The sequence below is a fragment of the Actinomadura fibrosa genome, assembly GCF_900659615.1.
Lineage (GTDB): Bacteria > Actinomycetota > Actinomycetes > Streptosporangiales > Streptosporangiaceae > Spirillospora > Spirillospora fibrosa.
Window position 1 is genome coordinate 1 of the sequence record NZ_CAACUY010000125.1, and the last position, 15,394, is coordinate 15,394.

Below are 15,394 nucleotides of genomic sequence, written 5' to 3' on the forward strand. Positions count from 1 at the left end.
CGGCCGCGCTCGAACGGGCCGCGGAGCTGACCGCCGACCGCGTCCGGCTCGGCGGGCGGCTGACCGAGGCCGCCGTGGCCGCGGCGGACGCCGGGGCGCCCGAGCGGGCGCACGAGCTGGCCGAACGCGCGGCCCGCCTGGTCGACGCCCCACGTCCCGCCGCTCGGCTGGCCGGGGTGCGGGCCAGGATCGCCTTCGAGCGGGGGGCGGTCCACACCGCGCACGAACTGCTGTTGTCGGGAGCCGCGCGCGTCGCCGAGCTGGACCCGGGCACGGCCGGGCTCATGCTGGTGGACGCGGCGCGCAACGCCTCGCAGCTCGGCGATCCCGGGCTGGTCGACGAGGCCACGAACCGGCTGCACGCGCTGCGGCTGCGTCCGGAGCACGGGCTCGACTCCGCGGTGATCGCCGTGGCCGCGCGCTCGGAGTCGCTCGCCCGGGGTCCGGCGGAGGCCCTGCCCGCCATGCGGCCGCTGGTGGCCGACGCGGGGCGGATCGAACAGGGGTCGTACGGCCTGCGCCTGAACGCGGCGTTCGTCGCGGGGCTCGTCGGCGACTTCCCCGCGCAGCAGGAGATCTGCGCGGCCCTCGTGGAGGAGTTCCGTTCCCTCGGCGCGACCGGGTGGCTGCCGATCGCGTACGCGACGCTGGCCTCCGCGGAGCTGCACCTGAACAGGTTCCGCGGTGCCATGTCCGACGCCGAGGAGGGGCTGCGGATCGCGCTGGACAGCGGCCAGCCCCACCGGACCGGCTACCTGGAGGGCGTCCTGGCCTGGCTGGCCGCCGTGCGGGGCGACGACGCGCGGTGCGCGGAGCTGGCGGCGCGGTGCCGGGACCAGTTCGCGCTGACCGGGATCGCCCACGGCACGGCCTGGGGCGAGTGGTCGCTGGCCATGCTCGACCTGAGCCGCGGCCGGCACGCGCTGGTCCTCGACCGGCTGGAGGAGGCGCAGGCGGGCCCGGCGCGCCACCAGAACCAGGCCGTCTACTTCGCCGCCGACCAGGTCGAGGCCGCCGCGCGGACCGGCGAGCCCGGACGGGCCGCGGAACCGCTGGCCCGGTTCGCCGAGTGGGCTGCCGCCGCCAGGCTGGACTGGGCCGACGCCGTGCTGGCCCGCTGCAAGGCCCTGATGTCGGGGCAGGAACGGCACTTCACGACCGCCCTGCGGCTGCACGGGCCGCGCGAACGCCCCATGGAGAGGGCCAGGACGGAGCTGCTCTATGGCGAGTGGCTGCGCCGGGAACGCCGCAAGAGGGACGCCCGCACGCACCTGCGGACCGCGGTGGAGATCTTCCAGCGGCTCGGCGCCCGCCCTTGGGCGGACCGTGCGGCCGCGGAGCTGCGCGCGGCCGGCGACAGCGGCGCCGTACCGGCCTCCACCGACGGGCGGAACGACCTGTCCCCCCAGGAGTTGCAGATCGTCCGGCTGGCGGTGACCGGGCTGACCAACAGGGAGATCGGCGCCCGCCTGTTCATCAGCCCCAAGACCGTCGGCTACCACCTCTACCGCGCCTTTCCCAAGCTGGGCGTCTCCTCCAGGGTGGAGTTGGCCAGACTCGATCTGGGCGAGGACTAGCGCGGACGCGGCCTAGCGGGGCCACCGCATGGCGGGTCCGATCGAGGCGAGTACGCCGAGGAGCGCGCACCCTCCCGCCACCGCGACGACCGGGGGCCATGGCAGGCCGACCGCGATCGGTTCCGCGAGCTGCCTCAGGGAGGCCCACAGTCCGGCCAGGCCGACCGCCGCCACACCCGCGGCGAGGACGACGCCGATGGCGACGACCAGCAGCGCCTCGCCGGCGGCGTAGCGGAGAACCTGGCCGCGGGTCGCGCCGAGCAGACGCAGGGCGCCGCGCTCGGCCGCACGGCCGGAGGCCGCCATCAGCGACGTGTTGACCAGCGCGATCGCGGCGTAGGCCAGGATGATGCCGAGGACGACGAGCAGCCCGAGCCTGCTCGCCGAGTCGCGCTGCTCCCCGGTCTCCGCCTTCCAGTCCGCCTTCGTGACCGCTCGCGCGTTGTGTCCCGAGACCGCCCGCTCCAGTGCCGCCCGGGCGGTGGCCGGTGACGTGCCCGGACGGAGCTTGACGTACGCGGTGGTCGCCGGCGCGGAACGGGCGTGCGCCTGGGTGAGGTAGGAATCGGCCTGCGCGCCGTCGCCGAGCACACCCACGACCTTGAGTGAGGTTTCACTTCCGTCCGCGCGCCACACCTTCACGGTCGCGCCGAGCCTCGTCTTCCAGGCCGTGCCGGAGACGATGATGCCGTCGTCGCCCAGGTCGCTGAACGACCCCGCCGTCAGCGGCGCGTCGAGTACGGCGGGCAGGCGGGCCGGGTCGACCGCCTCGGCCGGCCGCTGGACGAGCACGGCGCCGCCTTCGAGGGTGTAGACGCTGGTCGGTGCCGTGACGGCGACGTCCACGCCGGGAAGCGCGCGCAGGTGCTCGACGAGCTCGCGGTCCAGGCCCGCGCTGCCGGTGGGGAGGACCAGGTAGTCGGCGCGCACCGGGGCGGCCTGCACCGCGGCCTTGGTGGCGTCGGTCATCGCGGCGCCGCCGAGCAGCGCGGCGGCCAGGCCGACGGCGATGAGCACGGGGGCTGCGACCGCCGCGGTCTGCCGGGGGGAGGCCGCGGCGGCCGCGGGCACCAGGGTGCCGCCCGCACCGCGCAGGCCGCCCAGCAGGGCGGCCGGCAGCCGGGTGAGCGGTCGCACCAGGGCGGGGGCGAGGATCCCCGCACCGACGACCAGCAGCATCACGATCGGCACGAACGACTTGTTGTTCGTGGCCTCCGCCGGACCACTGACGGCGGTCAGCGCCATGCTGACCAGCGCCGTCCCGGCCACGGTCGCGCCCACCGCCCAGCGGCCCCATGTCATCGCCCGCCGCTCGACGGCCACCTCGCGCATGGCCTCGGCCGGACGCACCCGTCCCGCCCGTCCGGCCGCGAACGCCACCCCGGAGAGCGCGACCACCACCCCGGTTGCGCAGGCCACCGCGGACGGCCAGACGGCGGTGCTCGGCACCAGCCAGTCCGGCGCCATGCCGAGCCCGGCCAGCCAGTCCAGGATCGGGCCCGTCAGGAAGGGACCGGCGACGGCGCCGGGCACCGCCGCCGGCAGGGCGACGATCGCGGCCTCGCCGTACAGCATCCCGCGCACCTGGCCCGGTGTGGCGCCGACGCTGCGCAGCAGGGCGAACTCGCGCCTGCGCCGCGCCGCCGCGAAGGCGAACGTCGAGGACACCACGAAGACCGCGATGAACAAGGCGAACCCGGCGGCGATGCCGACGATCGTGTTGGCGTTGTCCCTCGCCTCCTCGTCGTCCTCCCTGGTGGGGTCGACGAGGGCCCGGTCCTGCCCGGTCAGCACCCTGGCGGCGGAGCCGACGGCGGCGCGCACCTCCTGAGCCGGGAGCCACAGCGCCAGCGCGTCGACGCGCGGCGAGAGCCTGGCCGCCTCCGCGTCGCTGAAGAACACGGCGCCCGGCGCGGATGTCACCCCCACGACCGTGTACGGCTTCGCGCCCTCGGCCGTCACCACCCGGACCCGGGAGCCGACCCGGGCTCCACCGCCCACGACGATCTCCTGCGCTCCGGCCGGCGCGTCGCCCCGGAGGAGCCGCTGCGGCGCGACACGCGAGGCGGACCAGGGGCGCCCGACGGCGGCGGGGCCACCGGCGAGACGCGCGGCGAAGACCCGGTCCTCGACCGCGCCGGGGAAGCGCCCGGTCAGGCTCTCGGGCAGTCCGCGCGGCTCGGCCAGCGGCGCGCTGGTCTCGCCCAGGCGGCCCTCGACCTTCAGCCGGCCGTCGGGCACCACCACGACGGGCGCGGACGCGTAGCGCTGCGGTCCCCGCTCCGGCGAGCCGGCCGTGGTGGCCAGGACCTGGCCCATCGCGGCGATCAGGGCCGCGCCGAGCGACAGGGCCAGGAAGGTGCCGGCGAAGGACATCACGCGGGTGCGCAGGGTGCTGAAGGCGATGGTCAGCATGCCTCCTCCAGCAGGAGCATCCGGGAGGTCACGGTCTCGGCGGTGGGGTCGGGGAGCTCTCCGTGGAGCCTGCCGTCGGCCAGGAACAGCACTCGGTCGGCGTACGCGGCCGCCACGGGGTCGTGCGTCACCATCACGATCGTCTGCGCGTGCGCGTCGGCCAGGCCGCGCAACAGGCGCAGCACGTCCCTGCTGGTGCCGGTGTCCAGAGCACCGGTCGGCTCGTCCGCGAACAGCACGGCCGGCCTGGTCACCAGCGCCCGCGCGATGGCCACCCGCTGCTGCTGCCCGCCGGACAACTCGGCGGGACGGTGCCTCGCGCGGTCGCCGAGCCCGACCGCCTCCAGGCTCTGCCCGATCAGTTCAGGGTCGGGACGGCGGCCGGTCAGCCGCAGCGGCAGCCCGACGTTCTGGGCCGCGGTGAGCGACGGCAGCAGGTTGAACGCCTGGAAGACGAACCCGACGCGGTCGCGGCGCAGCCGGGTTAGCTTCCGCTCGCCCATCGTCGTCAGATCCCTGCCGTCCACCACCACCCGGCCCGACGTGGGCCGGTCCAACCCGGCGGCGCATTGGAGCAGCGTCGACTTGCCCGAGCCGGACGGGCCCATCACGGCGGTGAAGGTGCCCTGGCGGAAGCCGACGCTCACGTCTTCGAGCGCGACGACACCGTGCGCGTAGTGCTTGCTCACCGACGTCAGCTCGACCACGGTCTCAAGGCGTTCCATCAGTTCCACAGCGGTCCCGTCCGTCCGAACGACAAGAAGTCCTGCCGTGAACGCTAGGGAGCCCGGCCTTCCCTCCGGTACCGGGCAAGTGACTAGGACCAGCCTCAGGGGGAGCCGACGGTGGGGGTGGGCTTACCAGTCGATCGTGGCGGCCACCGGCCGGTGGTCGCTGCCGGTGGCCGGCAGCACCCATGAGCTGCGCGGCTCCACGCCCCTGACCAGGATCTGGTCGATCCGCACCACCGGGAACTTCGCCGGCCAACTGAAGCCGAAGCCGTCCCCGGCCGCTTCCTGGGCCGAGCGCATCCGCGCGGTGATGCCGTCGAACGCGCGGTCGTCGATGGTGCCGTTAAGGTCGCCGAGCAGCAGCACCCGCCGGCTGGGCTCGGCGGCGATGGCCTTGCCGAGCGCCTGCGCGTTCCTGTCGCGGTGCGGCGTGAAGAAACCCGCCCGGGGATTGACGCGGACGGACTCCAGGTGGGCCACGTACACGGCCAGCGGCCCATGGGACGTGGCCACCGTGGTCCGCAGCGCCCGGTTGTCGACCAGCTTGGCGGCGGCCGGTTTGGTGGCGGCCAGCGGTCCGGCGTCGAGCTGGATGTCGACCGGGCGGGTGCCCGAGAGCGGCAGCTTGCTCCACAGCCCCACCGTGCCCTGCACCGTGTGGTGCGGGTACGCCTGCGCCAGCTCTCGCTCGTAGACGCCCCGGGCCTGGTCGGCCAGTTCCTCCAGCGCCAGCACGTCCGCGCCGGACGCGGCCAGGGCGCGGGCGGTGCCGACGGGGTCGCGGTTCTCGGCGCCGACGTTGTGGCTGACCACGGTGAGGTCGCCGCCCGCATGTGACTTGTCGGTCAGCAGCCCGCCGAACAGGTGCAGCCACACCACGACCGGCAGCAGCAGCGCGACCGTCGCGGAGGCCGAGCGGCGCCACAGCGCCCCCACCAGCAGCACCGGGACGAACACGCCGAACCACGGCAGCATCGTCTCCACCAGGCTGCCCAGATGCCCGACCCGGTTCGGGACCAGCCCGTGCAGCAGCATCAGCAGGCCCAGCAGCAGCGCCAGCGCCGCCAGGACGGCACCGCGCTTCCAGGGTTGCGGCCGAAGGCATCTGCGGAGCGCCTGCCAGCTGCCCGCGCGCCAGGTACCGGGATCGGTGATCCGGCGGATGCGCGAAGGTGGTGCGTCGGCGCCGGTCTCCCGGCTCGCGCCGTCCGGTTCGGTCTCCGTCGTGTCCACCCGCACCATCATCTGTCCTGGTCCACTGCCGATCACATCTGCGTCCCCGGGTCCCGTCCGTGCTGTCGCGGCGGTCCCCCAGGCTCCGTCTCCGACCACGGCCCTCTCTCCCCCTCGCGATCACGATCCGTCCGCAACGTAGCCAGCGGGCGGTCACAGCACGGTGCCGAAAGCTGTGACCCGGCTGCGACCGGGAGCCGGGTGGCGCGGACGCCACGACGGCTCCCGGAGCGGGGTCGGCATGCCCTCGGCATGGACGGGTGCCGTCCACGCCTCCACTGAAGACGAAGGGGAGTTGCGGTGGCGTATGCGCTTTTCGATACACCCGCGATATACGCGACCTCAGCAAAGATCCCGTCCAGAACCGCGAAGGCCGGATGGGGCGGGTCCCATCCGGCCTTCGCGCCGACGTCAGCCGGCGTGGCGGGTCTGCTCGGGGACGTTGAAGCCGTTGACGCGGACGTCGATCCCGGCGGACGTTCCGGCGTGGCGGGCGGTGATGGTCTGCTGCTCGCCGGGCCACAGCGTGACGCTGTTGTCGCTCCAGCGGATCGGCAGCACCTGCTTGCCGCCGGCGAACAGGTCGGCCCGGGTGAACAGGGCCGGGGCGCCGCCGCGGCCGACGTTGCGGATCGTCACGCTCGTCACCGTCTCGCCGCCCTCACGGCGGGTGGTGGCCCGGACCCGGATGTCGGCGGGCTTGAGGCTGCGCAGGCCGGTCAGGTCGGCGTAGCCGTCCTTCTGGAACACCGCGAACCCGTTGGACGGCGTGTACTGGCCGGGCGCGTGCGTCTTCGGCCAGTCGACCCGGTCGGCCTTCGTCGACAGCCAGTACACGTTGCGGCTGACGACGTCGGAGCCGCGGGTGAGCGTGAGCTTCTCGAAGTAGGTCGGCGAGATCCCGGCGGGGACCTTCGGGCGCAGGACGGTCCGCACGTCCTGGCTGCCCAGCGACCCGACGGGCGCGGAGGCGGTGGCGCGGACCCGGCCGTCGAGGTCGATGATCTGCGCGGTGGCGCGCAGCCCGTCCTGGCGGTCGCCGGTCAGGTTCGCGACCCTGACGGAGCCGTCGTCGTAGTCGTACATGACGTGCACCGGCTCGTTGGCCTTCTTCGCGCCGAAGTAGACGCCCGGCTGGTCGAAGTCGGTGCCGAACATGCTCCACTGGAGCGACGGCCACGCCTTGTTCAGCATCCAGTAGATGATCCCGGTGCTGGGGTTCGCCTTGTCGGTGGAGTTGCCGATGTACGACTCGAACTGCGCGCGGGTGACCTCGTACTCACCGAGCTGGACGGTCTTCTGGTACGAGGCGGCGTCCTTCCAGGGGCCGTACCGGTGCCACAGCGGGGTGTTGTAGACGCCCATCCGGGACAGGCGCGTGTAGTCGGCGTAGAGGAACGTGTGGTACATGTCCTGGCCGGCGGTCTGGCCCTGCGCGGTCGCCGGGTCCCAGATCTTCTTCTGCTCGTCCGGGGGGAGGAAGCGGTTCAGCGAGTCCTGCGTCGGGATGGTGTTCCCGGTGCTGACCTCGGTGTCGAACCCCCAGGCGCTGCCGGTCATGCTGAGCGTCGGGTCGGCGGTGTTGACGGTCTCCCGCCTGTTGTTCCACAGGGCGTTGGGCGGGAAGTAGTTGTACCCGCCCTCCTTGGTCCCCGCCGGGCCGAGCTTCGGCGACGACTTGTACTCCGCCGCGGCGACCTGCGGGAGCCGGAAGTCGGCCCGCTCGAACGCCTTCAGGTACAGGTCCTCCTTCTCCGGGTCGGGCGCGTCGTCGCTGCCCTGGAGGAAGGTGAAGACGCTCGGGTGGTCGCGGAGCCGCTCCGCCATCGTGCCCGCCTGGTTGGACGCGTTGGCCTTCACGTCATCCGACCAGGTCGACGACTTGTTCTCCCAGAGGGCGCAGCACTGCCAGCCCGGCATCGCGAGGACGCCCGCCCGGTCGAGCTGCGCGAACATGTCGTCCGGCGGGAAGTTCCCCTCGAACCGGACCGCGTTCAGGCCCATGTTCCGGATGTAGGAGACCTGGTGGGCGACGTTGGACGGGGAGTAGCGCAGGAAGAGGTCCGGCGACCATCCGGCGCCGCGGATGACCAGCGGCTTTCCGTTGACGATGTACTGCCGGTAGCCGTCCTTGCCGTGGGTCTTGCCGGGGACGGGCTTGGTGAGCCGGGACGTGACCGTCCGGATGCCGAAGTCCTCGGCGGCGGTGCTCGACACGGCCCCGTCCACGGACGCGTCCAGCGCGAGGTGGTACATCGGCTGGTCGCCCATCTGGTACGGCCACCACACGGCCGGGCGCTTCACGTGCAGGCCGGGGCAGTCCGCCTTGGTGATCGCGACGGTGCGGGTCGCGTGCGCGGGCACCGTGACCGTCGCCTTGCAGGCGATACGGGTGGAGCCGTGCGTCACCGCACCGGACACGACCACCCGCCGCTCCGACCCGGTGTTGTTCCGCACGTCGGCCTTGACGGTCAGGTCGGCGGTGGACAGGTCGGCGGCGACGTCCTGCACGACGTGCGCGTTCCGGACCGAGATCGGCCCCTCCTGGACGATCTGCGGCGCGTACTGCAACCCGGTGTTCTGGTCGGGCGCGATCGGGTTCCAGTCGACCTGGTTCTGCGTCAGGTACCGCATGGGCGTGTCGAACTTGGTGATGTCGGCGTCGTTGCGGGAGACGTCGAGCGCGATGGCGTTCGCCCCGTCCCGGACGTACGGCGTGATGTCGTACTCCAGCCGCGCGTACGAGCCCTGGAGCTGCGCGGACCCGGCGATCCTCGTCCCGTTGACCCAGAGGTCGGCCTTCCCGGAGACGCCGTTCATCACCAGCGACGTGCGCCCGCCCTTCCGGGGATGGACGGTGATCTGCTCGCGGTACCACCAGTTCACGTCGAACTGCTTGGCCGGCACCTTCGCCATGGTGTCGTTGTAGAAGATGTTCGGATACCGGCCGTTCTCCAGCAGGCCCGCCATCAGGGTCTCCGGCCGGGACAGCGGCAGCCAGCCCTTCGTCGGGTAGCCCGGCCTGGAGATCTCGGCGCCGGTGTCCCGGGTGTCGGCGGACGACCGGATCGTCCAGCCGGAGGTCAGTTCCGTGGTCCCGAAGGACCGGATCGCCTGGGCGGCGGGCCGGTGCCCGGCGAACGCACTGGCCGGCATCGCGGGGGCTAACGCCCCGGCGAGCGCGAGTGCGGCGCACAATGCCGTGATCGATGCTCTTGACCCGCTCACGTGTCACTCCTCTGCGGCCGGAGCCGGGCGCTTCCCGGCGGCTGATGCGTCAATGATCAGTCCGGGGGCACCCGCCGGGCCGTAGGGCCAGGACGCCAACGGGGGTAGTGCTAGATCTACTTCGCGGTGCGAGCGGAGCCGCCTCGGCTCGCGGCGCGAGGCGGCGTTCGCCGGGGACGGCGCAGGATCGCGTCCGCGCCGTCCCGTGGCGTCAGGCTCCGGCGGTGGTGCGCCTGGGCAGCTTCCAGCCGGGGCGGGGGAAGTGGCAGGTGTAGCCGTTCGGGTACTTCTGCAGGTAGTCCTGGTGCTCGGGCTCGGCCTCCCAGAAGTCTCCCGCGGCGGTCACCTCGGTGACCACCTTGCCCGGCCACAGGCCGGAGGCGTCGACGTCGGCGATGGTGTCCTCGGCGACCTTCCGCTGCTCCTCCGACGTGTAGAAGATCGCGGACCGGTAGCTCGTGCCGATGTCGTTGCCCTGCCGGTTCAGGGTCGTCGGGTCGTGGATCTGGAAGAAGAACTCCAGCAGCGCCCGGAAGTCGGTCTGGTCGGTGTCGTAGACGACCTCGATCGTCTCGGCGTGGGACCCGTGGTCGCGGTACGTGGCGTTGGGCACGTCCCCGCCGCTGTAGCCGACCCGCGTGGAGACCACCCCGGGCTGCCGGCGGAACAGCTCTTCCATCCCCCAGAAACAGCCGCCCGCGAGCAGTGCCCTCTCGGTTGCCATGTTCCTCCTCTCCTCGGTGTCCTTCGTCAACCCCTACAGCGAGGCCCGCCCTACCGTTATTCCATACGGCCCGCCCGGCGGACGGCGGCGGGTGCGTCCCCCGTCCGGCACAGCCGAGCTGAGATCATTTAGGCTCCGCGACACCATGGCCGCCCTGCGGCCATTTCGGGCTGACACTACGCTCAATTCGGACCGGTTTTTATCGCCCGGACGTTTAATAGCCGCAAAACGGCCTCGGTGTTAATACAGCGCGAGCAGAGAATCCGTCAAGCACCTACAGTAAATTACCGGTCAATTCTCGCGCGAAGTTACCGGTTAGTTCCTATGCTGGAAAGCGAGACCGCTACGGCAGCCGTCGGCGCGGGAACAGACAAGGGAAAGGCGGAGGCCGCCATGTCCAAGGGAGGACCAAGGATCATCGAACTCGCGGTGCTGGAGATGCGGCGTGACGCCGAGGTGCGGCTGGCCGACATGGAGGGCCGGCTCGCACTGCTCCACCAGCGCAACAAGCACACCGAACAGCAGGAGATCGACTGGGCGCACCAGGTCGACGACCTGGTGCGCCGCCTCAACGCGGCGGAACGCGTCCAGGTCACCCGGCGCAACCTCGACGACCGCTTCCGCCATACGGTCGCGGTGCTGTCACTGCTGGCCGCCACCGCGTCCGCGATCACCGGACCGATCACCATCGTGCTGACCAGCTGAACCGGACCGGCCGCGCGGCGGCCCGAGCCCGCCCACAGGGCTCGACGACGCCGAGCGCCGGAGAGAGCCCGGGGTCCGCCATCGGGGGCGATCACCATGGCGGGCCAGGCGACCGGAGGCCGGACGTTCCGGGAAGGGGGCACCGTTCGGCACGGCGGTCACTGTTCCCTCGACGTTCCGAGGGGCGGGAGCGGTGAGGCCAGAGCCGCCGGCAGCGAGGGGTGGATGCGCACCTGCCGGTCCAGGTGGGTCACGCGCATGATCCGGGCGACGCGCACGTCGAGGGGGCCCGCGATGACCGCGCTGCCGCCGCGTCCCTCGGCGGCCGTGAGGAGCCGCGCGAGGACGCTGAGCCCGCTGGAGTCCACGAACGTCAGCGACGTCAGGTCCAGCACGAGGTGCTCGCCGTACCGGTCGCGGCAGGCGTGCAGCACCTGCTCGGTCTCCTTGGCGGTCGCCAGGTCCAGTTCACCGGCGATCGCCAGCACCAGGCGCCCGCCTTCGACGCGGCACGTCACCGCGCACTTGGCCGCGGGCTCTTCCACTTCGCACCTGCCAGGGAGTTCGACACTCGGCCGCCATGTCCCCCGGGACGGACGGAGCCGTCCTCGGCCGCCCCGCCCACTCCAAGTCTGGCGTCCATGGACGTCCGCGGCCATGACCTCACCGACCGAACCCACCACCGGCGGGGACGCTTCGACCCGCCATGCGCGATAGCGGCGGCGGCCAGTGAGGTCCGATCCGGGCATCGCAGACCCTGGTGCGGCGGCCCCGGGCGTGTCAGGCTCTGATCATGCGGTCGGAGGACCTCGCACTGCGGCTCAAGGCGCTGCGGGAGCGAGCCCAGCAGGCGCGGCGGCGGGCTAACGAGGCCGCCGAACGCGCCGCCGAACTCCGCGGTGGCCGCCGCTCCCCGGGCACCGGTACGGGCGGCCTCACCGATCCGGCCATCGACGGCGGGGCCCGCGGCCCGACCGGTGAGCCCCTCGTCACCGGTGAGCACGTCCGCCTGGCCGGCGACCGCAGCGCCGAGGCCGCGGAGCGGCTCCATCAGGCCGGCGACTGGGCGCTGCAAGCGGCGCTGGCGTCGATCGACGCCCACGAACGGGCCGCCGCGCTGCTGGAGCGGCTGGCCGCCGACTACCCCGGCGAGGCCGCCCAGCACCTCGCCGCCGCCGCGCACCACCGGCTCTGGGCCGCTCGGGACCTGCAAGGCCTGGCCCTCTCCCATCCCGACGCCTTCCTGGACGGTGGACTCCGGCGGCCCGACGACGACGCCGAGCCCGACCAGATCTGACAGGGACGGGCGGCAGTCCGCGCAGCGAGCATCCGCCCGACCGTGACGACCGGAGCCGCCTCCGACGCGCGGCGTCAGCGTTCGCCGCTGAGGTCCACGGGAACCTCGTCCAGGATGTCGAGGTTCTGGTCGAGGCCGGTGATCCTCAGCAGGGACGTCAGCCTGCCGGTCGGCCCGACGAGCACCAGCCGGCCGCCGAGCGCCTGCGCCCGCTTCCATCCGCGCAGGAAGGCGTTCAGGCCCGCGGAGTCGCAGAACCGCAGAGCCGACACCTCAAGGGCCACCAGCGGAGGCGTCCGCAACCCGAGCGCCTCGGCGAGGTACGCCTCCAGCCGGGGGGCCGTGTAGACGTCCAGCTCACCCTCGACCGTCACCACCGCCCACCCGCCGTGCACGCTGACCTCGAACGACGCATCGGGTGGCGTGGCAGCGGCCGCTGACGACATCGCCTCATCCCCTCAAATCCGTACCGGGAGCACATCATCACACAGAGTACTCGACCGAGGCCGGAAAGGGCGGACACTCGGCTCGGTCCTCGGCGGAACAGCCATCTTTCCATCGCGTTCCCATCGCGGACGATTCCGGGCGCTCGCCTCCACGTGCGCCTGTTCGCAGCCCTCGCGAATGATTCGCATGATTCGCGAATCATTCGCAGGATGCGCGAACCCGCGTCCCTGCGGTGCCGCTCACGTGACCAGGCCGTTGCGGTAGGCGTAGACGACGGCTTGGACGCGGTCGCGCAGGTCGAGTTTGGTGAGGATGCGCGACACGTACGTCTTGACGGTCTCCTGGCTGATGACCAGCGTCGCGGCGATCTCGCTGTTGGACAGCCCGTCGGCGATGAGGCGCAGCACCTCCAGCTCGCGGCGCGTCAGCGCCACGTCGGCCGGGTCCCCGGCGGGACGGATCCGCGCCGCGTACCGGCCGACGAGCTGCCGCGTCACCTCCGGCGCGAGGAGCGCGGCACCGCTGGCGACCGTGCGGATGCCGTGCAGGAGCTGCGCGGGCGGGGCGTCCTTGAGCAGGAACCCGCTCGCGCCCGCGCGCAGCGCCTCGTAGACGTACTCGTCGAGGTTGAACGTCGTCACCACGAGCACCTTGACCGGGTCCGGGACCCCGGCGCCGGCCAGCAGGCGGGTCGCCTCGATGCCGTCGAGCACCGGCATCCGGACGTCCATCACCACGATGTCCGGTCCGAGGCGGCGGGCGAGGTCGACCGCGGTGCGGCCGTCCCCGCACTCGCCGACGACCTCCAGGTCGGGCTGGGCGTCGATGATCGTCGCGAAGCCGGTGCGGATCAGCGCCTGGTCGTCGCAGACCAGCACCCGCACCGGCGCGGTCACGACGGGCTCCCCGCGGGGATGCGCGCCCGCACGACGAAGCCGCCGCCCGCCCGGCGGCCCGCGCTGAACTCGCCGCCCAGGGCGTCGACCCGTTCGCGGAGCCCGGCCAGGCCCCGTCCGCTGCCGCCGGGGGAGCCGGCCCGGTTCTCGGGACCGTCCGTGCCGACCTCCACGGTGATCTCCTTCTCGCCGTAGCGCACCCGGGTGACGGTACGGTTCCCGTGGGCGTACTTGAGCGCGTTCGTCAGAGCCTCCTGCACGACCCGGTAGGCGACGGACTCGGCGCTGCCCGCGGACTCCGCCGGCTCGCCCTCCTCGGTGAACTCGACCGGCTGCCCGGCCTGGCGCGTCCGCTCCACGAGCGTGCGGAGGTCGCCGGCGGACGGCGTCCTGAGGCCGTCCGCGGACGCGGTGCCATGGTCGGGGTTGAGCAGGTCGAGCAGGTGCCGCAGGTCGGCGATGGCCCGCCGGCCGGTGTCGGTGACGTTGCTCAGGGTCTCGTCGAGACGGTCGGGCACGGCGGTGAGATACCGCGCCGCCTCGGCCTGGACGACCATCGCCGTCACGTGGTGCGTCACGACGTCGTGAAGCTCGCGGGCGATGCGGGTCCGTTCGGCGGCGCGGGTGGCCTCGGCGACGCGGAGGCGCCGCTCGGCCTCGGCGACCCGGACGCTGCGCAGCCAGGCCCCGATCCCCCAGGCCACGGCCAGCCCCACGTAGAACGCCGCGTACCCGTCCGGCCGCTCCGCCCCGCCGAGCCGGTCGAGCGCGACCGCCAGCGGCACGTACGCCGCCGACAGGACGACCATGGTGGCGCGCCGGTGCCGCTCCAGGTGGGCGCCCGCGCTCACCAGCGCGATGGCCAGCGCGTTCCCCGCGACGATGTGGTAGCCGCGGAGCTGCGCGATGACGAAACCGAGCGCCACGAGGGCGAGGCAGATCCCCGGCCACCGCCGCCGCACGGCCAGCGGAAGGCACAGGAGGGCGAGCGCCGCGATGGCCAGCGCGTCGAACGGACGGGCCGGGAGCTCGCCGACCTGCGTCTCGTGGCCGCGGAACACCGGCAGGAACGACACGGTGATGAGCAGCAGCGCGAGCGGGAGGTCCCGGACCGTCACGTCCAGGCGCCGCCACAGGGCCTGGAACCGCCGCGGATCGATCACGGGGCGAGGCTAGCGGCCGCGGCGCCGCGGGCGGCGCGGCTCCGGGGAACGAGGGTGCCGCGCCTGCGGGCCAGCCACAGGAACGCGGCCGTCAGCAGGATCCCGAACACGATCGTGTACGGGCTCGCCTCCGGACCGAACCGGCCGCCGGTGACCAGGTCGGGCCCGGACGTCACACCGTGCAGGAGCCCCTTCGTCTCACCGTTGCCGGACACCTCCGTGCCGAAGACGCCGGCCTCTGTGAAGTTCCAGGCGAAGTGCAGGCCGATCGGCACCCAGAGGCTGCGGGTGGCGGCGTACGCGGCGCCGAGCGTCCCGCCGGCCGACACCGCGATCGCGACCGCGCCCCACACGGTGGCGTCCGGGTTGAGCATGTGCCACAGGCCGAACAGCACGCTGGTCAGCACGAGCGCCGTCCACGTGCCGCCGCGGTCCTCCACGATCCGGAACAGGACGCCGCGGAACATCAGCTCCTCCGTCACCGACGCGGCGGCCATGAAGCCGAACAGCCCCACCGGGCCCGCCACCGTCCCGAACCCGTCGACCCGGTAGTCGCCGAGGAAGGCGATGTTGCCGATGACGGCCGCGAACCACCCGGCGCCGATCAGCGTCCCGAGAAGGATCCGGGGAACGGCGCCCTTGGCGGCGACCTCCTCCGCCGCGCGGCGCTCCGACCACCGGACCGTCCAGCCGTACACGAACACCGCGAGCACGGCCGTCGCGAGACCGAGCACCAGGGTCAGGACCGCGTTCCCGTCCACGGCCATGGTGGCCTGGCCGCCGACGAAGGCGACCGCCATGACGGGCAGGAACTGCTTCACAAATCGCACACCGACTCCTCTGCGCGAGCTCTCCGCGGGATTCCGCAGCCCGATCACCACGGGCGGGACAACGCTAGGGAGCCGACGCCCCCGCGCTCTTCCCCGCACAGAGGACATTCACGTGTAGCTCGCACGGGGGACAAGAACAGGCCCCCAC

Annotated in this window: 13 protein-coding genes; 3 read left to right on the forward strand and 10 right to left on the reverse strand. The window is 72.9% G+C overall.

Features of this window, described 5'->3' with window-relative positions:
- Positions 1-1,577 (forward strand): LuxR family transcriptional regulator (locus tag E1300_RS30985; protein WP_131760650.1); only part of this gene is annotated, 1,577 nt, incomplete at its 5' end.
- Positions 1,578-1,589: 12 nt separating this feature from the next.
- Here the strand turns inward: E1300_RS30985 and E1300_RS30990 are convergent.
- The 5 genes from E1300_RS30990 to msrA all read right to left on the reverse strand — a co-directional run bounded on the left by E1300_RS30990 (position 1,590) and on the right by msrA (position 9,908).
- Positions 1,590-3,992 carry an ABC transporter permease gene (locus E1300_RS30990; protein WP_131760651.1) on the reverse strand — a complete coding sequence of 801 codons (2,403 nt, stop codon included), beginning with the start codon at positions 3,990-3,992 and terminating at the stop codon, positions 1,590-1,592.
- Entirely contained in the window at positions 3,986-4,717 is a 732-nt protein-coding gene (locus tag E1300_RS30995) for an ABC transporter ATP-binding protein (protein WP_131760652.1), read from the reverse strand. Before E1300_RS30995 ends, E1300_RS30990 begins: the two co-directional genes overlap by 7 nt.
- A gap of 132 nt (positions 4,718-4,849) precedes the next feature.
- The gene (locus E1300_RS31000; protein WP_131760670.1) at positions 4,850-5,965 is read right to left on the reverse strand and encodes an endonuclease/exonuclease/phosphatase family protein; all 1,116 of its coding nucleotides are present in this window, start codon (positions 5,963-5,965) and stop codon (positions 4,850-4,852) included.
- A gap of 402 nt (positions 5,966-6,367) precedes the next feature.
- Positions 6,368-9,112 (reverse strand): glycoside hydrolase family 2 protein, encoded by a 2,745-nt coding sequence (locus E1300_RS31005; protein ID WP_131760653.1) that lies wholly within the window; start codon positions 9,110-9,112, stop codon positions 6,368-6,370.
- Positions 9,113-9,395: 283 nt separating this feature from the next.
- Positions 9,396-9,908 carry a peptide-methionine (S)-S-oxide reductase MsrA gene (msrA, locus tag E1300_RS31010; protein ID WP_131760654.1) on the reverse strand — a complete coding sequence of 171 codons (513 nt, stop codon included), beginning with the start codon at positions 9,906-9,908 and terminating at the stop codon, positions 9,396-9,398.
- Positions 9,909-10,301: 393 nt separating this feature from the next.
- Between msrA and E1300_RS31015 the strand changes: the two genes are divergently transcribed.
- Positions 10,302-10,613 (forward strand): hypothetical protein, encoded by a 312-nt coding sequence (locus E1300_RS31015; RefSeq protein ID WP_131760655.1) that lies wholly within the window; start codon positions 10,302-10,304, stop codon positions 10,611-10,613.
- A 158-nt stretch (positions 10,614-10,771) separates the two neighbouring features.
- Here E1300_RS31015 and E1300_RS31020 read toward each other — a convergent pair whose 3' ends face one another.
- Positions 10,772-11,158 (reverse strand): STAS domain-containing protein, encoded by a 387-nt coding sequence (locus E1300_RS31020; protein ID WP_165503068.1) that lies wholly within the window; start codon positions 11,156-11,158, stop codon positions 10,772-10,774.
- Positions 11,159-11,406: 248 nt separating this feature from the next.
- Between E1300_RS31020 and E1300_RS31025 the strand changes: the two genes are divergently transcribed.
- Complete coding sequence (locus tag E1300_RS31025) at positions 11,407-11,910, forward strand: hypothetical protein (RefSeq protein WP_131760657.1); 504 nt, start codon at positions 11,407-11,409, stop codon at positions 11,908-11,910.
- Positions 11,911-11,984: 74 nt separating this feature from the next.
- Here the strand turns inward: E1300_RS31025 and E1300_RS31030 are convergent, their stop codons facing one another.
- From E1300_RS31030 to E1300_RS31045, 4 genes are all read right to left on the reverse strand, one after another.
- Positions 11,985-12,356, reverse strand: a complete 372-nt coding sequence (locus E1300_RS31030) for an STAS domain-containing protein (RefSeq protein WP_131760658.1) — start codon at positions 12,354-12,356, stop codon at positions 11,985-11,987.
- 240 nt (positions 12,357-12,596) lie between these two features.
- Positions 12,597-13,253: a response regulator gene (locus E1300_RS31035; RefSeq protein ID WP_131760659.1), complete on the reverse strand. Its 657-nt coding sequence runs from the start codon at positions 13,251-13,253 to the stop codon at positions 12,597-12,599.
- Positions 13,250-14,416, reverse strand: coding sequence for a sensor histidine kinase (locus E1300_RS31040; protein ID WP_131760660.1), 1,167 nt, complete (start codon positions 14,414-14,416; stop codon positions 13,250-13,252). Before E1300_RS31040 ends, E1300_RS31035 begins: the two co-directional genes overlap by 4 nt.
- Positions 14,413-15,246 carry a CPBP family intramembrane glutamic endopeptidase gene (locus E1300_RS31045; RefSeq protein WP_207400054.1) on the reverse strand — a complete coding sequence of 278 codons (834 nt, stop codon included), beginning with the start codon at positions 15,244-15,246 and terminating at the stop codon, positions 14,413-14,415. Before E1300_RS31045 ends, E1300_RS31040 begins: the two co-directional genes overlap by 4 nt.
- Positions 15,247-15,394 lie beyond the last annotated feature (148 nt).